This window comes from Steroidobacter cummioxidans (assembly GCF_003104955.1).
In genome coordinates, this window is the sequence record NZ_LSRW01000013.1 from 111,306 (window position 1) to 129,560 (window position 18,255).

The 18,255-nt window shown below is 61.7% G+C and carries 14 protein-coding genes; 10 read left to right on the forward strand and 4 right to left on the reverse strand.

Annotated features, from left to right (window positions below):
- Positions 1-29: 29 nt before the first annotated feature.
- A complete protein-coding gene (locus tag D0550_RS09210) occupies positions 30-1,337 on the reverse strand; it encodes a pectate lyase family protein (protein WP_116808824.1) in 1,308 nt (435 codons plus the stop codon).
- Positions 1,338-1,482: 145 nt separating this feature from the next.
- On the opposite strand from D0550_RS09210, the gene D0550_RS09215 reads away from it, so the two are divergent.
- The 4 genes from D0550_RS09215 to D0550_RS09230 are packed head-to-tail and all read left to right on the forward strand — an operon-like array spanning position 1,483 to position 5,121.
- Positions 1,483-2,319: a 2-keto-4-pentenoate hydratase gene (locus D0550_RS09215; protein WP_116808825.1), complete on the forward strand. Its 837-nt coding sequence runs from the start codon at positions 1,483-1,485 to the stop codon at positions 2,317-2,319.
- Positions 2,319-3,302 carry a TRAP transporter substrate-binding protein gene (locus tag D0550_RS09220; protein WP_174842482.1) on the forward strand — a complete coding sequence of 328 codons (984 nt, stop codon included), beginning with the start codon at positions 2,319-2,321 and terminating at the stop codon, positions 3,300-3,302. The genes D0550_RS09215 and D0550_RS09220 overlap by 1 nt, the downstream gene beginning before the upstream one ends.
- A gap of 3 nt (positions 3,303-3,305) precedes the next feature.
- Positions 3,306-3,830, forward strand: a complete 525-nt coding sequence (locus D0550_RS09225; protein ID WP_116808827.1) for a TRAP transporter small permease — start codon at positions 3,306-3,308, stop codon at positions 3,828-3,830.
- Positions 3,831-3,837: 7 nt separating this feature from the next.
- Positions 3,838-5,121 (forward strand): TRAP transporter large permease, encoded by a 1,284-nt coding sequence (locus tag D0550_RS09230; RefSeq protein ID WP_116808828.1) that lies wholly within the window; start codon positions 3,838-3,840, stop codon positions 5,119-5,121.
- On the opposite strand, the gene D0550_RS09235 is transcribed toward D0550_RS09230, so the two are convergent.
- A complete protein-coding gene (locus tag D0550_RS09235; RefSeq protein WP_206606173.1) occupies positions 5,111-6,583 on the reverse strand; it encodes a mannitol dehydrogenase family protein in 1,473 nt (490 codons plus the stop codon). The two genes, D0550_RS09230 and D0550_RS09235, sit on opposite strands and share 11 nt — an antisense overlap.
- Positions 6,580-8,100: a UxaA family hydrolase gene (locus D0550_RS09240; protein ID WP_116808867.1), complete on the reverse strand. Its 1,521-nt coding sequence runs from the start codon at positions 8,098-8,100 to the stop codon at positions 6,580-6,582. The genes D0550_RS09235 and D0550_RS09240 overlap by 4 nt, the downstream gene beginning before the upstream one ends.
- 137 nt (positions 8,101-8,237) lie before the next feature.
- On the opposite strand from D0550_RS09240, the gene D0550_RS09245 reads away from it, so the two are divergent.
- The 6 genes from D0550_RS09245 (at position 8,238) to D0550_RS09270 (ending at position 16,732) form a co-directional block, all read left to right on the forward strand.
- On the forward strand, positions 8,238-9,386 hold the full coding sequence (locus tag D0550_RS09245; protein ID WP_116808829.1) for a LacI family DNA-binding transcriptional regulator: 1,149 nt from the start codon (positions 8,238-8,240) through the stop codon (positions 9,384-9,386).
- Positions 9,387-9,511: 125 nt separating this feature from the next.
- Entirely contained in the window at positions 9,512-10,924 is a 1,413-nt protein-coding gene (gene uxaC / locus D0550_RS09250) for a glucuronate isomerase (protein ID WP_116808830.1), read from the forward strand.
- Between the two features lie 30 nt (positions 10,925-10,954).
- Positions 10,955-11,806: a 5-dehydro-4-deoxy-D-glucuronate isomerase gene (gene kduI, locus D0550_RS09255; RefSeq protein WP_116808831.1), complete on the forward strand. Its 852-nt coding sequence runs from the start codon at positions 10,955-10,957 to the stop codon at positions 11,804-11,806.
- 1 nt (position 11,807) lies between these two features.
- Positions 11,808-12,572, forward strand: coding sequence for a 2-dehydro-3-deoxy-D-gluconate 5-dehydrogenase KduD (gene kduD / locus D0550_RS09260; RefSeq protein WP_116808832.1), 765 nt, complete (start codon positions 11,808-11,810; stop codon positions 12,570-12,572).
- A 277-nt stretch (positions 12,573-12,849) separates the two neighbouring features.
- Positions 12,850-15,549: a hybrid sensor histidine kinase/response regulator gene (locus D0550_RS09265; protein ID WP_116808833.1), complete on the forward strand. Its 2,700-nt coding sequence runs from the start codon at positions 12,850-12,852 to the stop codon at positions 15,547-15,549.
- Positions 15,536-16,732, forward strand: coding sequence for an EAL domain-containing response regulator (locus tag D0550_RS09270; protein WP_161965725.1), 1,197 nt, complete (start codon positions 15,536-15,538; stop codon positions 16,730-16,732). The genes D0550_RS09265 and D0550_RS09270 overlap by 14 nt, the downstream gene beginning before the upstream one ends.
- On the opposite strand, the gene D0550_RS09275 is transcribed toward D0550_RS09270, so the two are convergent.
- Complete coding sequence (locus D0550_RS09275) at positions 16,733-18,196, reverse strand: PAS domain S-box protein (RefSeq protein WP_116808835.1); 1,464 nt, start codon at positions 18,194-18,196, stop codon at positions 16,733-16,735.
- Between the last annotated feature and the right edge of the window lie 59 nt (positions 18,197-18,255).

The window sequence follows — 18,255 nt, forward strand, 5'->3', positions numbered from 1 at the left end:
GAACACAGGCCCTAGTCCGGCGCGGAGTTTTATTTCTTCGCTCGCGGTGTCATGTACCGCAGATCCCAAGCCTTCTCATCGAACTTCTGGCGAGTTTCCTTGTACGCAGGATAGCCGCCGACATCGTCCTCGCTGTCGATGATCTCGCCGCGGCCTTCGATGGTGTCCGCGACGATGCGTGCATCGATGGGATCGCGATCCCACGGACGCGCGCCAGCATCGAGAATCACTGCGTCTTGTACCTCAGCAGCGGCGATCGGTTGAACGCCAAATGGCAGCGCCGGCTTCGCCATCGGAATGAGCTTGGCCGATGAATTCGTGTAGCGGCCCAGTTTCGGCAGGTCCTGCCCGGTCCAATCCACCGCGATATTGTCGGCTTCGTAATATTCCAGATCGCCCGAGCCGCCCAGCATGAACAGCGGCAGATTCGGCGGCGTCGAAGGACCTCCGCGCAGTACGTTGCCGATCAGTGCCAGCCGGCCATTCTGATACGGCTGACCGCGCCACTCTTCAGCGATGAGGTTGTAGTGAACGGCACGCGGTCCTGGGTTGTAGATCAGATTGTTGATCACCATGCCGTGCACGCCGCCTTTGAACAGCGGGTTGCGCTCGTGGTTGTGCGCGTACAGGTTATTGATGATCAGAATGTCGGTGGCATTGTCGTGGATCAGCGAGCCCTTGGAATGCTCGCCTTTGGCATGAGTGGAGTGGCGCAAGCCTTCTGCAATGATGTTGTTGCTGAAGGTAATGCTGTGGGAAGTGCCCTTGCGCCAATCTGCCACCGTCTTGCCGGTGAAGCGTGGCCCGGATGCCGAGAGATTCTCGTCGACCGCCCAGGTCAGAGAGCAGTGATCGACGATGACGTTGTACGCGCCAATCGTCGAGAAGGCGTCGGGCTCCCAGCCTTTGCGTGGCTCGGCGCCGGCCGAACCGGTGCGCACGCGGATGTGCTGCAGGATTACGTCATGAGTGAGCACGTCGATGCCGGTTCGGATCAGTGTGATACCCGGCGATGGCGCGGTTTGTCCCGCGATCGTGAGGAACGGCTCTTTGATCTTGATCTCATGCTTCTGCATGTCGATCACGCCGCCGACTTCGAACACGACGATGCGTGGACCTTTGGTTTCCAGCGCTTCGAGCAACGAGCCGGGCCCGCTGGCATCGAGGGTGGTGACGCGGATGATGCGTCCTCCTCGACCGCCTGGGGTTTGAGCGGCCGCGCCCTGCGCGCCCGGGAAAGCCAGCAGATTGTCAGCCGCTGCCAGCGAGGTTGCCGCTGTTAACAATAACAGCAGCGAGCCCAACTTGAAGCGCAGCGACCACGGGTTGTTGTGCATGAGACCCCCTGAATCGGACTTGGTACGGGACCCGGTGGATTGTAAATGACACCGGTTTCCTATATACAGTTTTTCGCATCTCGCGGCGCCCCCTGGGGCCGCCGCTATCGGGAATTTAATGTTGTTGAAGGGGGAATACTGCGACATGAGTAGCGCGGTGTTGCATGGGGTGCCGGCTAGCGGCGCCGAGATGATTGCCGAGCAGTTCGTGCGTGCGCGGCTGGCCGGACAATCGCTGCCACAGTATCCGGGCACGCTGCCCACGACGCTGGCCGATGCTTATAGTTGTCAGGAGCTCGCCATCAAACGCTTCCCCGACAAGATCGTCGGTTGGAAGGTCGCGCGCATCGGCACGGCATTCGCTGAACAATTTCCTGAAGAGCGCCTGGTCGGTCCCGTGTTCGAGCGCAATCTGCGCATCGCGCGCGTCGGTCAGGTCATCGATTTTCCTTTGATCGAAGGCGGCTTCGGCGCGGTGGAAGCAGAGATCGTGCTGCGTGTTAGTGAAGATGCGCCGGCCAACAAGACGGTCTGGAGCATCGATGAAGCCGCGGAGCTGGTGCGGAGCTTTCATCTCGGTGTGGAAACCGCCGTCAGTCCGCTCGCGACGTTGAATGATCTGGGGCCCGGCGCCGTCATTTCCGATTTTGGTAACAACTGGGGCGTCGTGGTGGGCGCGAGCATTGGCGAGTGGCGCTCTATCGAAGAGATCGTTGCGCTGACTTTCATCGATGACGGTTTCGTGGGCCGCGGCACCGCGTTCATCCGACAAGGCGCACTTGGGGCGCTGGCGTTTGCTTTGAGCAAATGCGCCGAGCGCGGCCGCCCGCTGCGCGCGGGTGACTTCATTTCGACGGGTGCGATTACCGGTGTGCACGACATTCGCGCCGGACAACAGTCACGACATGTGTTCGAGGGCTGTGGCGAGGTCGAGTGTCGCGGCGTTCGCGCCGGTCATTATCTCTCGGGCGCTGCGCGCTGATTCTCATGAAGCGGCGCGAACTGTTGGTTGGAATCGGCGCGCTCTGCGCGACGGCGCGGCTACCGGCTGCGTCGTCGAGCCCATTCATGACAGCTGCCGACGTGCACGTCGATGGCTATCCCACCGTCGAAGCGGTGCGTTGGATTGGCAAGAGGCTGCAGCAGGAAACCAACGGACGATTGAACATTCGCGTGTACTACGCGGGCCAGCTGGGGCGCGAGTCCGACACGATCGACATGGCTCGATTTGGCGCGCTCGACATCACTCGCGTCAACTTCGCCTCGCTCAACAATCCATTTCCGCTGACGCAGATTTTTTCGCTGCCGTATGTGTTCGAGTCGGTCGAGCACATGCGTCGTGCGGCCGACGGCGACGCCGGTCGAGTCGTGCTGGAAAGTTTCGCCAAGCGCGATCTCGTCGGCCTGGCGATCTACGATGCGGGCGCGCGCTCGTTCTACAACACACGCCGGCCCGTGCATGAGCCCAAGGATCTGCAGGGCCTGAAGATTCGCGTACCGCCCTCGGACATCTTCATCCAATTGGCTCGCGCGCTCGGGGCGAATCCCACGCCGCTGCCGTTTGGTGAGTCGTACTCGGCGCTGCAGACACATCTGATCGAAGGTGCGGAAAACAACTGGCGCACCTTCCACACCAGCCGTCACTTCGAAGTGGCGCGCTACTGGTCGCATTCCATGCACTCGCATTCGCCCGAAGCGCTGCTCATGTCGCGGCGGACGTTCGAATCGTTGCAGCCGTCGGATCGAGAGTTGCTCCTGGCTGCCGCGCGCGAGTCCGTGCCAGTCATGCGGGAGCTGTGGGATCGGATGGATGGCGAATCCCGAGACATCGTGCTCGCGGCGGGTGTGCAGGCGAATGACGTGGATGCGCCTGCGTTTCATCGCGCAGCGCAGCCGTTGCTCAAGCAGTACTTGCAGCGCCAGGGACTCGGCGAGATCCACGCAAGCATCCGAGCGGTGGCCTGAGTCATGGCTGCAAATCAGCAAACCAAGATCGTTCCCGTCACGGCGCGCGTTGCCTCTGTGCTCGATAGGATCGATCGCGCAGCTCTCGTAGTCGCTTGTTTTGGCATTGGCGGCATGGCGCTCGTGCAGGGTTGGCAGGTCTTCGCACGCTACGTGCTGAATGATTCGCCGAGCTGGACCGAGCCACTCGCGCTGCTGTGTATGAGCACGACGATGATGCTGGGTGCTGCGTGTGGCGTCCGTTCCAACCGTCACTTCGGATTCTTCATTCTGGTGGAGACGGCCAAGCCAAAAGTGCGCTCGGCGTTGCTGGCGATGACCAGCCTGGTCGCCGCCGGCATCGGTCTGATGATGGCGATCTGGGGCGCGAAAATGGTGAGCGACGCCTGGGACTATCCCATCGCCGGCGCGCCGTTCCCGCAGGGCGTTGCTTATCTGCCGTTGTGCATCGGCGGATTGTTGATTGCGATCTTCGCGCTGGAGAAGGTGTTGATCCCGCCTCCCCATCAGGATCCGACGGCGGAGTAAGCGGCATATGTCTATCGCCATTCTGTTCGGTACGCTCGCGCTGCTGTTGCTGATCGGATTGCCGGTTGGCTTCGCGTTGATCGCATCGTCGCTCGCGACGGTGTTGTATCTCGGCTTGCCACCTATCGTAGTGGCCCTGCAGACGGCAGCGGGCGCGAATGCGGCGTCGCTGATCGCGATTCCGCTGTTCATCTTCGCCGGCGAGATGATGATGCGCGGTGGTATCTCAGAGCGCCTGATTGCGTTCGCGTCGTCGCTGGTCGGACATCTGCGCGGCGGATTGGGGCAGGTGAACGTGCTTGCTTCGTTGTTCTTCGGCGGCGTGTCCGGATCCGCAATTGCCGACGTGTCCGCGATCGGTGGCACGATGATTCCGCAGATGGTGAAGCGCGGCTTCGATCGTGACTTCGCCGTGAATGTTTCAATCACTGCGGCATTGGTGGCACTGCTCGTGCCGCCTTCTCACAACCTGATTCTGTATTCGGCGTCCGCGGGTGGCTCGATTTCCATTGCCGATCTGTTCGCGGCGGGCATCATTCCGGCGCTGCTGATGACGCTGGTGGTGATGTTCACGGGCTGGGCGATTGCCCGGCGTCGTGGCTATGCAACTGAAGCGTTCCCAGGAATGAAAGAGATCTTCGTTCGACTGGTCGCGGCGCTGCCGGGCCTGCTGTTGGTCGCGCTGATCTTCATCGGCATCCGGGCTGGCGTCTTCACCGCGGTGGAGAGCGCTGCGATCGCAGTGTTCTATGCCATTCTCGTGACCGGTCTGGTTTATCGTCGCCTCACCTGGCAGCACTTCCAAGAGACCTGCATGGGTGCAGTGCGCACCACCGGGTTGATCTTGTTTGTTATCGGTGCCGCCGCCTCGTTTGGCTGGCTGCTGGCTTACATGCAGGTGCCGTCGGCGGCGGTCGAAGCGCTGACCGCGGTGGCTGACAACAAGCACATGATTCTGATCATGCTGGTCGTGCTGCTGCTCGCCCTGGGCACGTTCATGGATCTCGCGCCCTTGATCATCATCTGCACGCCGATCTTCCTGCCGGTCGCCAAAGCATTCGGCGTCGATCCGGTGCACTTCGGCGTGATCCTGATTCTCAACGCCGGCATCGGCCTGATCACGCCGCCGGTGGGCTCGGTGCTGTTCGTCGGCACGGCGATCGGCAAGATCAGTGTGACACAGGCGCTGCGGACGATCTGGCCGTTCTATCTCGCAGCGCTGACTGTGTCGCTGATCGTTGTGTTCGTGCCTCAGCTGTCGCTGTGGCTACCGTCACTCCTCAAGCATTGATGCCTGCGAGCGCCTCGCCAAGTTGGGCGGGGCTCTCGACCGAAGACAGGCGCGCATAAGCGTTCTCGAGCGCCGCGCGGAATTTCTCGTTCCGTGCCAGGTCGGCGTTGAAGACCTTTTCCAGGCTGAGGAAAACGGACACATCATTGGCAGCGTCGCCGGTGCATCGCTTCGCGAGCTCGCCGAGCTGAGATGCCAGCGGGTCCATGATCTGGCGCTGATCGCGCGTCATCCGCCGAATGAAATGAAACCACGCCGCGAGTGGCACACACAGTCGTGCAATCGAGCGGCCACCAGCCAGATTCTCAGTGATGGTTGGCAGAATTCGGAACGGTAGCTTCTGCGAGCCGTCCCACGCGATCTGCGACAACAGATGACGGATCATGGGATTGCGGAACCGACGCAGCACAGCTTCGATGTATCGATCCAGATCGAGTCCCTGGGGAGCGTCGAGCCCCGAGCGGATGTTATCGAGCATCATGCGGCGGACGAAGCTCGCGAGCGCGGTGTCGCCCATCGCGGAGGAAACGGTCTCGTAGCCAGCGAGGCTGCCGGTGTAGGCCAGCGTCGAATGAGCGCCGTTCAACAGTCGCAGCTTGGCACGCTCGAAACCTGCGACGTCATCAGTCACGGTCACGCCGACAACGGCCCAGTCCGGCTGCGAACCTCGCAGTTTGTCCTCGATCACCCATTGGCAGAAAAACTCACGCTGCACGGGCCAGAGGTCCTCGATACCAAGCGCATCTTTCACACGAGCCCGGAGTGCGTCGTCGGTTGCCGGAGTGATGCTGTCCACCATCGTGCAGGGAAACGGCACTTCCTTCTCAACCCACGCGGCAAGACTTGGGTCGTTCGACCGAACAAACTCCAACACGGCGCGCCGCAGTCGATGGCCGTTGTCCGCGAGGTTGTCGCAGCTGATGACGTTGAAGGGTTCGTGACCGCGGTCGTGGCGCAAGCGCAAGGCGCGGGCCAGGAATCCAACGAACGTCTTCGGTGCTTCGGGATTCTGCAAGTCGTGCGCGATGTCGGGATGTGAGAAGTCCAGGCCGCCTTCCTTGTTCAGGCAATAACCTTTCTCCGTAATGGTCGCGCTGACGATGCGGGTCGTCGGAGCGATCATGCGCTCCAGGACAGTGCCCGGCGACTCCGGCGCCACCAGGACTTCCTTCACCGAGCCGATCACACGGAAGGAAGATTGCTCGTCGAGAATGGCGATGGTGTACAGACCATCCTGCGGCACGAGCGCGTCGCGCACGCCGGTGCTGTGCAGAGAGACTTCGCAGATGCCCCAGCGCGGATCCGTATGCAGTACGTCGTCGATGTAACAGGCTTGGTGAACGCGATGAAACGCGCCGGGCCCGAAGTGGACGATGCCGATGCTGACGGCGTTGCGATCGTAGGTAGGAATTCTCAGATCGCGGCTTCCCAGAACCGCGACCGACGCGAGCGATAGAGTCACAGAGTCACACCATCCTTCCAGATTGCAATTTCACGCTGCTCGTTTACTTCGTTGCGCGCGGGCTGGCCGGATGCGGTAGCAACGATCAGCTGCAGGAATTCATCGGTCACCGTTTCGGGATCGGCAGCGGTCAGCGCCTTGCCGGCGTCGAAATCGATCCAATGCGATTTGTGTGCGGCGAGCGCGGAGTTCGAGCTGATTTTGAGTGTCGGAACCGGGAAGCCCAGCGGCGTGCCGCGCCCGGTGGTGAACAAGAGAATCGTCGCGCCCGCGGCGACCAGTGCTGTCGATGAAACACCATCGTTGCCGGGTGCTTCGAGCAACGTGAGCCCGGGCTTGGTGGTGCGCTCGCCATAGCGGAGCACTTGCGTAACTGTCGCGTGCCCGCCTTTCTGTACGGCGCCGAGCGATTTCTCTTCCAGCGTCGTTATGCCGCCAGCTTTATTGCCCGGTGACGGATTCTCGTGCACCGGCTGGTTGTTGCGCAGGAAATATTCCTTGAAGTCATTCACCACGGTCACTATACCGTCGAACACCTCACGACTCGCGGCGCGCTCCATCAACAACTGTTCGGCGCCAAAGATTTCGGGAATCTCGGTGAGCACCGCGGTGCCGCCAGCTGCTGTGACGCGATCGGCGATGCGGCCAACCAGAGGATTCGCGGTGATGCCGCTGAAGCCATCGGAGCCGCCGCATTTCAGGCCGACCACCAGATCGTCGAGCCCGCACGGCACGCGCTGATCCCGCTCGGCGAGTTGCACCAGCTCTGACACCGCCTGCAGGCCCGCTTCAGTTTCATCTTCCGTTGCCTGCGCCGCGAAGTAACGAATGCGCTCGCGCTCTGGCTCGGGAATCTCGGTGAGCAATTTGGACAGCTGATTCGATTCGCAGCCGAGTCCGAGAATCAGCACGCCGCCCGCATTCGGATGACGCGCGAGCCCGGCAATCAGTCGTCGCGTGCGATCCAGATCGCCGCCGAGTTGCGAGCAGCCGAACTGGTGAGGAAAGGCGACGATGTTATCGACCCGCCCCGCATATTTCTGCGCGGCCAGTCGGGCGATGCGCTCTGCTGTGCGGCCGACACAGCCCACGGTGCACAGAATCCAGATCTCGTTACGTGTCCCAACTTTGCCATTGGCGCGGCGATAGCCAAGGAATGAACTGCCTTTGCTGCAGGTCTTTGTGATATGCGATGCACTCGAGGCGGCGTACTCGTATTGGTCGGTGCCGCTCAACAGCGTTTCCAGATTGTGTGAGTGGACGTGCGAGCCTACTGAGATATCAGAGGTGGCACGGCCGATCGGCCAGCCGTACTTGCGGACCACTTGTCCCGCGCAGACGGGTCTGATGGCCACCTTATGTCCACGGGGGATCGCGGCGGTAACCGCCACGGATCGGTCGCCAACAGTAAGGGTTTCCTGCGCGGACAAGTCACGCAAAGCGACGACAACGTCGTCCTCGGTCGAGACCCGATAGACCGCCGGTGGCACACAATTGACAGAAGCGGGCGCGTTCATGGTTTGCATGATGGCATTGATGGATGGGATCGGGAAACCGGTGTCAGCTGGCGTCCGGTTCTGGTACCGTTACTGCGCTGGAGGCTACATGCAGGGTATTCTGACGCGGCCCGACTTACAGCAGGTTCTCTCGTTCGATGGTGAAAAAATCGGCCAAGAAAGCGACTCGTCAGCCGACTCCCCCGGCAGCCGCCGCGCGCGCGCTCCCCGAAACCCGGCCGACGCCTGTCCCTGAGGCAGCTCCGGCGACCTTGCGCCGGATCCCGGAAAAGAAACACACCATCAACGACATCGCCCGCCTGGCGAATGTCTCGAAGAAGACGGTTTCGCGGGTCATCAATGAATCGCCGTTCGTGCGCGAAGAAACGCGCACTCGCATCGCCGAGATCATTCGCAGCACGGGCTTCACGCCGGACCCACAGGCCCGCGGTCTGGCGTTCCGTCGTTCGTATCTGATCGGTTTGGTTTATGACAACCCGAATGCGCCTTACGTAATCAACGTGCAGGAAGGCGCGCTCGGCGCGCTACGGCGGGTCGGTTACGAGTTGGTGGTGCATCCGTGCGACCGCAATAGCCCGGAATTCCTGAGCGACATTCGCCAGTTGGTGAGCCGCCAGAAGCTCGATGGCATGCTGATCCTGCCGCCGGTATCGGAGAACAACGCGCTCGCCGACATGCTGCGCGAGATCAGTTGCCCCTACATCCGCATTCTGTCCGCCGCGCTCGATGAGCCGCGCAATCTGGTGCAGTCCATGGATCGCCAGTCCGCCGCGGAGGTCGCCGAGCATCTGGCGAAGCTAGGCCATACACGTATCGCCATGATCATTGGCCCGCCGACGTATCGTTCTTCGCAGGAGCGTCTCGAAGGATTCTCCAATGCGTTGGCCGATCGTGGCCTGACTCTGGCGCCCGACTATATTGCAGAAGGCTCGTACACCTTCGAATCCGGCGCAGCTTGCGCCGAAATGCTGTTATCGCGCTCGCCGCGACCCACTGCGATCTTCGCCGGTAACGACGAGACCGCGGCCGGCGTTTATCGAACCGCGTACCTGCGCGGGCTGCGCATACCGCATGATTTGACGATCATTGGCTTCGACGATAGCCCCTTGGCCTCGCGGCTCTGTCCCTCGTTGACCACGATGAGACAACCGATCCGGGACATGGGCCGACTCGCGGCAGAAAAGCTCATCGCAAAGATTTCGCGTACCGAGGGACCGTCGGCGGCAGCCACTACGGTTTTCCCGCATCTGGTGGTGCGCGAGTCATCAGGCCGCCCAGCAAATTAGGGCACCGGCGCTTCAGACTTTGCGCACGGTTCAGGTTTCCAGGGGTAGAGATTGCTGGCGGTGGACCATGACACCGGTTACCATTTACTTCATTGAGCCTGTCCGCAAGGGCAGACGAAAGAGCCATGAGCACACCTTTACACCTGCACGAAGACCGCTTGTTTCCGGCCGATCCCGCCGTTCGACAGATTGCGCGCCGTCTGTATGCGGAAGTCCGTGATCTGCCCATCCTGAGCCCGCATGGTCACACCGATCCGCAGTGGTTCGCCGACAACGCATCGTTCGGCAACGCCACCGAGCTGTTGCTCGCGCCGGATCATTACTTGTTTCGTATGTTGTACAGCCAGGGTGTCGATCTGAACGACCTGGGCGTCGCCTCGCGACGTGGGCCGTCGAACGCCAATCCGCGTGAGGCGTGGCGCAAGTTCGCGGCTAATTTCTATTTGTTCAACGGCACGCCGTCGTGGCTGTGGCTGAACTATGTGTTCGCGAAGGTGTTCGATATCAAGGTGCGGCTCGAGCCTGCCACCGCCGATAATTACTTCGACGCGATCGGCGAGAAGCTCGCGCAGGATGCATTCCGTCCGCGCGCGCTGTTCGAACGTTTCAACATCGAAGTGCTGGCGACCACCGAGTCGCCGGTGGATACGCTCGATCATCATCACAAGATTCACAACAGCGGCTGGCAAGGTCGGGTCATCACTGCCTATCGCCCGGACGCGGTGATCGATCCAGAGCATGAGCAATTCAAGGATGCGTTGCGGCGCTTTGCCGAGATCACCGGCGAAGATGTCTACTCATGGCAGGGCTATCTCGCCGCGCATCGCAAGCGTCGCGCTGATTTCGCCAAGGCCGGCGCGACGTCGACCGATCATGGCCATCCGACTGCGGCGACCGCTGATCTCAGTCCCGTCGAGGCGCAACGCCTGTTCGAAAAAGTCACGTCGGGACAGTTCACACCGGCCGATGCCGAGCTGTTTCGCGCGGCCATGCTGGTCGAGATGGCCAGAATGAGCGAGCAGGACGGTCTGGTGATGCAGATTCACCCGGGCGCGTTCCGCAATCACAACCGCGGGTTGTTTGAAACATTCGGCCGCGACAAGGGCGCGGACATCCCGGAGAAGACCGAGTATGTCCAGGCGCTGCGTCCGTTGCTGGATCGGTTCGGTAACAGCAAGACACTGAGCATCATTCTGTTCACGCTGGACGAGACGGTATACAGCCGCGAGCTCGCACCGCTCGCCGGTCATTATCCGGCGCTCAAGCTCGGCCCGGCGTGGTGGTTCCATGACAGTCCGGAAGGCATGTTGCGTTTCCGCGAATACACCACCGAGACTGCGGGCTTCTACAATACCGTCGGTTTCAACGACGACACGCGCGCGTTCCTGTCGATTCCAGCGCGCCACGATGTGGCACGTCGTATCGATTGTGTTTATCTGTCGCGCCTGGTCGCCGAGCATCGCATCGACGAAGACGCGGCGGCGCAAGTCGCTCGCGACCTCGCCTATCGGTTGCCGAAGCAGGCTTACAAGCTCTGACGGCACCGTTCTTCCTGAAGGGGAATTCACGTGTTCAAGAAAACGTATCACGCCACGCATCCGGACATGATGGCCGGCGCCACCACCGAGCAGCTGCGCGAGCGCTATCTGGTGCAGGATCTGTTCAAGGAGAACCAGATCACGCTGAATTACACGCACTACGAGCGCTTCGTCATCGGCGGCGCCATGGCCGCCGGCCAGGCGTTGAAGTTGCCCGAGCAGACCGAGCCTGCGTCCGCGAAGGGCAAGCCATTCCTGGAGCGCCGCGAGCTGGGCGTTGTAAACATCGGCAAGACCGCCGGCAAAGTGACGCTCGACGGCACTGTTTATAACCTCGCGCCCAAGGACGGTCTGTATGTGCCGATGGGCACGAAGGACGTGGTGTTCGAAGCCGCCAAAGCCGGCGAGACCGCCAAGTTCTATCTCGCTTCGACGCCGGCGCATGCGCGCTTCGAAGCTGTGCACATCTCGATCGACAAAGCAGTGCCGCTGGAGCGCGGCGCGTTGGAAACGTCCAACGAGCGCACCATCTATCAGTACATCGTGCCGGCAACCTGCAAATCCTCGCAGCTGCTGTTGGGCATGACGCTGCTGAAGACCGGCAGCGTGTGGAACACCATGCCGCCGCATCTGCACGATCGGCGCTCGGAGATTTATTTCTATTTCGACCTGGAAGGCGATCAGCAGCGCGTCATGCATTTCATGGGCGAGCCCGACGAAATGCGCAGCCTGGTGATCGGCAACGAAGAGGCTGTGATGTCGCCGCCGTGGTCCATTCACATGGGCGCCGGCACCCGCAACTACAGCTTCATCTGGGCCATGGGTGGCGAGAACCTGGATTACACCGACATGAACGTCCTGGACATCTGCCAGCTGCAATAACATGAGCCAAGCCGTTTCGTTTTCGCTCGCGGGCAAAGTGGCGCTGGTGACCGGCGCCAACACCGGTCTGGGACAGGGCATCGCTGTGGCGCTGGCGCAAGCCGGCGCCGACATCGTCGGCATTGCCCGCTCCAGCACTATAGACACCGAAAGAGGCGTGGTCGCCGCGGGGCGCAAGTTTCATTCGCTGTACGCCGATCTGGAGCGCAGCCATGAAGCCCATCAAGTCGTCGCGCGCGCCGTCGATGCGGCTGGGCGTGTAGACATACTAATCAACAACGCGGGCATCATCCGTCGCAACGACGCGCTGGTGTTCACCGAACAGGATTGGGATGCGGCGCTCAATGTGAATCTGAAAACGCCGTTCTTCCTCGCTCAGGCCGTGGCCAAGTCCATGGTGGAAGCGGGGCGGGGCGGGAAGATCATCAACATTGCGTCGATGCTGTCGTTCCAAGGCGGCATTCGCACGGCCTCTTATACGGCCAGCAAGAGCGGCTTGGCGGGGGTGACCCGGTTGCTCGCCAATGAATGGGCGGCGTACGGCATCAACGTGAATGCAATCGCGCCCGGCTACTTCGAAACGAACAACACGACGGCGCTGCGCTCGGACGAGCAGCGTAACAAAGACATCCTCAATCGCATTCCCGCCGGGCGCTGGGGTAAGCCGTCGGATCTGGGCGGCGCGGCCGTGTTTCTCGCGTCGGAAGCGTCGGACTATGTCCACGGAACGATCCTCCCCGTGGACGGCGGCTGGCTCGCCCGCTAACAGCCGCGCTCTCAACCGAAGCCTAGGCCCCTCCGGGGCAAGGTGGGTCCGCGCTACCGGCGGAGGCCAGGGGAGCTACCCCGCCCTGGTCTCCGCAAGCCACCGACATTCTTAGCGCCCTGTGCACCATCGTTAGGGGAAACCCCTAACCGAGCGCCGACGCGCGCCACAACACACTTTCTCGGCACGGATTTGTTCAGACTCCGGCACTTGCGGCCCGAGGGTGGCCGGTTATGTCACTCATCCAAACTCGCAAGTTAATCGAAACCCTGAGTTCATGCCTGTCGCCGACCGCATTACTGACATCGACGCGTCTGTCGCGCTCGATGCCGTCGTTCACGGGATCGCCATCGCGACCCGCAACGGCGTGCAGGTCGGATTGATCCATGTGAATGCCGCCTTCTGCCGCCTGACCGGATACGACCGTGACGACCTCCTGCACGGCGGCCTGCAACTGCTGGCCGATTCTGGCAACGACTCGCCTGTCTACCGGCACCTGCGCCAGGCGCTCATCGCCGGCGACGACTTCAGCGCCGAATGGCTGATCCGTTGTAAAGACAGCCAGATGGTATGGACTCGCGTGACCACGCGCGCCGCCGATTCCAGACAAGTCCTCATCACGCTGGAAGACATCACCGACTACAAGTGCACTCGCGAGTCCTTGCGGGCCAGCGAAGCGCGGCTGGAGCTGGCGATGGAAGCGAGCGAGCTGTCGATGTGGGATTGGAATGTCGAACAGAACCAGGTTTCCTACAACGATCAGTGGCGCATTTCTCTCGGCATCGACCCGAGCGAGTTATTGAAGCGCGCAGAGCTCAGCGACCGTTTGATGCTGCCGGCCGACGATCAGGGGGTGCTCGAAAAATTCGAGCGGCACTTCCACGGCGGCACGCCTTACTTTCAATCCGAGTATCGCCTGGCTACGCACGATGGAACTCCCAAATGGTTTCTCGCGCACGCCAAAGTCGTGCGCCGAGACGCCGCGGGTAAGGCGACGCGTGTGATTGGTGTTCTGCAGGACATCTCACGTAGCAAACAAGATCAGCGCACGGCGATCGAAGTCGAACAACGTTGGGAGCGCGCGATTCGCGGCACGTTGGATGGCTTGTATGAATGGGATCTGCTGTCTGGCCATGTCTGGTATGCCAGCCGGTTCCGCGACATCATCGGCTGTGGCGATGTGAATTTCGCCAACACCTTTCAAGCGTTCCAGAACGTGCTGCATGCGGATGACCGGGTCGCGGTGCTCGGCAAGATCCGCGCCCATCTGGAGAATCAGAGTCGGCTCGATACTCGCTGTCGCGTCGTCACTCGCAAAGGAAACATTGTCTGGTGTCGTTTGCGTGGCGAAGCGGAGCGCGACGCCTCAGGTCGCCCGACGCGCCTGGCGGGCTCGCTCAGCGATATCAGTGCGCAGATCGATGCGGAGAAGGCACTGAGCCGCAGCCAGGATTTCTACGGCACCGTGTTGGATTCGTTGCCGCTGTTCGTTGCATACGCGGATCGCGACGAGCGCATCCTCTACGCCAATCGAGTCTTCCAACAGTTCTTCGCGACACCGCTGGCCGACACTCGCGGACGCATCATCAAGGACGTCATTGGCGACCGCCGTTACGGTGCGATCGGCCCTTATGTGCGTGAAGCTCTGCGAGGCAAGACGCTCGAAGGTCAGGGTCGATATCGAGATGCGAGCGGCAAGCAGGTCGATCTGGAAGCCGCATTCCTTCCTCACTACGACGACAACGGCGAGCTGCAGGGATGTTTCGTGGCTGCACGTGACATCACGGAGAAACGTTTGCTCGAAGCCGAGCTGCGGCAGAGTCAGAAGATGGAAGCGGTCGGTCGCCTCACCGGCGGTATCGCGCACGACTTCAACAATCTGCTCTCGGTCATCATCGGCAACATGCAGTTGTTGACGCGCTCGTTGCAACAAACGCCGCGTTTGTTACGACAGGCCGAGACTGCGCTGAATGCAGCCATGCGTGGCGGCGAGTTGATCAAACGCCTGCTGGCCTTTGCTCGGCAGCAAGTGCTCGAGCCCAAGATCGTGGATCTGAATGAGTTGATCGGCGGGATGTACGAATTGCTGCGACGCTCATTGACAGGCGATATCGAGATCCACAGGCAGCTGTCGCCGAGTACGTGGTTCACACGAGCCGACCCGGGGCAGTTGGAGAACGCGGTGCTGAACCTGGTGATCAATGCGCGCGATGCCATGCCTGGCGGCGGCGCCATCACCATCGCAACCCGGAATGTGACTATCGGCGCCGACCGACAGCCGCGTGAAGAAGGCCTGACGCCAGGTGAATACGCGTTGGTGGAAGTCGCCGACACGGGCGCCGGAATGTCCACCGAGACGCTCAAGCGTGTCTTCGAGCCGTTCTTCACGACCAAGGAAGTGGGCAAGGGCAGCGGCCTGGGCCTGTCGATGGTGTACGGCTTCGTGAAGCAATCCGGAGGCCACGTGCACATCCGCAGCGCTCCTCAGCAGGGCACGACCGTGCAATTGTATTTTCCCCGGTCGCAGGCCGGTGCCGATGAAACGCAGCCCGAAGGCACCGAGCAGGCCGATCTGCCACGCGGCCATGAAACCATCCTCGTAGTGGAGGACAATGCCGAGGTGCGGGGGACGACGATTGAAATTCTTACCAGCCTCGGCTATCGAGTACACGAGGCTGCCAACGGGCATCAGGCACTGGAGCGGTTCATGCGGCATCCGGACATCGCGCTGGTGTTCACCGACATCATGTTGCCCGGTGGTCTGCTCGGTCCGCAGCTGGTGGAGAAACTCACCGAGCGGCGTCCCGAGCTGAAAGTGCTGCTCACCTCGGGGTTCAGCGACAGCACCCTGATGCATCGGAGTCTGCTCGATGGCACGGTCGAGCTGTTGCCCAAGCCTTATCAATTAGAAGAGCTGGCGCGACGAGTTCGCGCCCTGCTGGATGGAAATGAGGAGATCAAGCGTGTTCCGGCGTGAGAGGAATCTATTACTGGCGGTCGATGATGAAGCGGACTTCCTGGAGCTGATCGAGCAGATCGGCAAAGGCGTCGGCTGCACCGTCATCACTGCCGATACCGCCGCCAGCTTCCGCGAGCAGCTGTCGCATCGGCAGCCCGCGTTGATCCTGCTCGATCTGCAAATGCCGGGCATGGATGGCATCGAGGCCCTGCGTTATCTGGCTCGGCAGAATGTGACTTCCGGAATCCTGCTCGCCAGCGGCATGGATCAACGCGTGCTCGCGAGCGCGCGCCAGCTCGGCGAGTCGCTGGGATTGAAGATGCTCGGCACCCTGCAGAAGCCGGCGATGCTCGAAGACATCGAGACGCTGCTCGCCAAGCATCTCGAGCCGAGCTCGCGCATTTCGGTGGAAGAGCTGCGTACCGCGATCGACGAGCACGAGCTCATCGTGCACTACCAGCCGAAAGTCGTGCGCTCCGCGAACGATTGGCACGTGCGCAGCGCCGAGGCGCTGGTGCGCTGGCGTCATCCGCGCTTGGGATTGTTATATCCGGGCGAGTTCCTGCCGCTGGCGGAACAGTCCGGTCTGATCGTCGATCTCACCGACTTCGTGCTCACCGATGCGATCCGTCAGATCGGCCACTGGGGCACTCGCGGTCTGGACCTCGGCGCGGCGGTGAACCTGTCGCCGCGGTTGGTGCAGGATCTGGAGTTCCCGGAGCGTCTGTCACGTGTACTGCGTGAGTTCGAGGTGCGGCCCGAGCAGCTCACGTTGGAAGTGACGGAAGCGGCGTCGGTCGACGATCCGGAATTGGTGATGGATATCTTCACGCGCCTGCGCGTAAAGGGCGTCGGCCTGTCGCTCGACGACTTCGGTATCGGCACGTCATCGCTGACACTGCTGTACAAGATGCCGTTCAGCGAGGTGAAGATCGACGGCCTGCTGATCTCGGAGATCTCACAAAGCAAGGCGGCGGCGACAGTCGTGCGCGCCATTGTCGAGCTGGCGCATAACCTTTCGCTCACCGCGTGCGCGGAAGGTATCGAGAACTCGCCGGCGTTCGAATTCCTGGAGCAGTGTGGCTGCGATGCGCTTCAGGGCGACTTCATCGCGCCGTCGATGCCGGCGTCGGAGATCGAATCCTTCATCGACGTGTGGAACGGCGCGGATCACACGCTCGTCCCAGTCGTTCGCAAATAGCTAGCCGCTCGCTGCCAGGCGCTTCTTGTCCTTGCTCTGCCGGAGCAAGTGCAGAGGCGCTGTCAGCGTAATGCGTGTGCCCGCGCCGGGCTCATCGAAGCTGATCGTGCCGCCGAGCATGCGCGCGCGGTATTCCATGATCTTCAAGCCCATGCCGGGACGGCCTTGCGCGAGGCCGGCGCTCAAGCCGATGCCGTCGTCGGCGATCGACAGTTGCAGCTTGCGCCCGGTCGAGCGCAGATCGATGTTGATCGACGTGGCACGCGCATAACGGGCTGCGTTCGTCGACGCCTCCTGCGCGATTCGATACAGATGAGTCGCGGCACCCTCTTCGAGATCCGGCAGCTTCTGTCCGCCTATCGTAAAGGTGCACTCCAGGCTGTACATATCGGTGCAGCGAGCCACCAGATGCTTCAACGCCTCCGGCAGACCACCACGCTCCAGATTCACCGGCGCAAGCCCGCGCGCCAATGAGCGCGTGCTCTGAATCGCCCGCGCCAGCAGATCGGTGATCTTGGTGACTTGCGCCGAGTACTGCGGCGACTCGCGCGCCATCTGCATCTCCAGGCCTTTCATCAGCAGCGACAGACCGGTGAGCTCCTGGCCCAGGCCGTCGTGCAGGTCGCTGCCGAGACGGCGCTGCTCGCGATTGGAGATCTCCAGGATCTCCTGCTCCAGCTCTTTACGCTGAGTCACTTCCTGCACCGTGCAGACCAGGCCCGACACGGTGCCATGATCGCGCAACGGTACATGCGTAATCGTGAACCAGCGGACCGAGCCGTCGAGGCCGATCCACGCGCGCTCCTGATCGGTGAGCGGCCGGCCGGTGCGCATGGTAGTCCCGGCCTGCGCTTCGATGTCGACGACGTTCTCTTCGGTCCACAGCTCGGACAGGCGCCGACCGATCACGTCCTCGCGCTTCTTGTTCAACGTCTCCAGCAGTGCGCGATTGACGATAGTCACGCGATTCTCGGTGTCTACCGCGTAAATGATCTCGGGCAGGCTGTCGATGAGCGTGCTGAGCAGGATGCGTTGCTCTTCCAACGCAGTTTCGGCCCGGCGCCGCTCGCGACGCACGCGCGTTTCGGACAGCGCGCGATTGACCACCATGGGCAGTCGTTGCAGTCGGTCCTTCAGCACGTAGTCGGTGGCACCACTCTTGAGTGCTTCGATCGCGCGCTCTTCGCCGAGCGAGCCGGAGACGAAAATGAAGGGAATGTCGGCCGATCGCTCCAAAACGATGCGCAATGCCGTGAGACCATCGAAGCCGGGCAGCGTGTAGTCGGCGAGCACCAGATCGGGCGGTGTGCCAGCGAGTGCCGCGCGAAAATCGCTCTCCGACATCACGTGGCGCCACGTGATGTCCAAGTCGTTCCTCGCCAGCTGCAATTGAATCAGCTCGGCATCGTTGGGATCGTCCTCCAGCAGGACGAAATGCAGCGGTTCTGTAGAATCCTTTTTCATGTCACTGTGCCCAGGTCGTATACGGGCGCGCGGGGGTGGAACGTATCACCCTGAGGGCG

What these genes read in the sequence shown, in the direction of transcription:
- D0550_RS09210 (WP_116808824.1), bottom strand. Translation starts at nt 1,337, where the DNA reads ATGCACAACAACCCGTGGTCGCTGCGCTTCAAGTTGGGCTCGCTGCTG.
- D0550_RS09215 (WP_116808825.1), top strand. Translation starts at nt 1,483, where the DNA reads ATGAGTAGCGCGGTGTTGCATGGGGTGCCGGCTAGCGGCGCCGAGATG.
- D0550_RS09225 (WP_116808827.1), top strand. Translation starts at nt 3,306, where the DNA reads ATGGCTGCAAATCAGCAAACCAAGATCGTTCCCGTCACGGCGCGCGTT.
- D0550_RS09230 (WP_116808828.1), top strand. Translation starts at nt 3,838, where the DNA reads ATGTCTATCGCCATTCTGTTCGGTACGCTCGCGCTGCTGTTGCTGATC.
- D0550_RS09240 (WP_116808867.1), bottom strand. Translation starts at nt 8,100, where the DNA reads ATGAACGCGCCCGCTTCTGTCAATTGTGTGCCACCGGCGGTCTATCGG.
- D0550_RS09245 (WP_116808829.1), top strand. Translation starts at nt 8,238, where the DNA reads ATGGTGAAAAAATCGGCCAAGAAAGCGACTCGTCAGCCGACTCCCCCG.
- uxaC (WP_116808830.1), top strand. Translation starts at nt 9,512, where the DNA reads ATGAGCACACCTTTACACCTGCACGAAGACCGCTTGTTTCCGGCCGAT.
- kduD (WP_116808832.1), top strand. Translation starts at nt 11,808, where the DNA reads ATGAGCCAAGCCGTTTCGTTTTCGCTCGCGGGCAAAGTGGCGCTGGTG.
- D0550_RS09265 (WP_116808833.1), top strand. Translation starts at nt 12,850, where the DNA reads ATGCCTGTCGCCGACCGCATTACTGACATCGACGCGTCTGTCGCGCTC.
- D0550_RS09275 (WP_116808835.1), bottom strand. Translation starts at nt 18,196, where the DNA reads ATGAAAAAGGATTCTACAGAACCGCTGCATTTCGTCCTGCTGGAGGAC.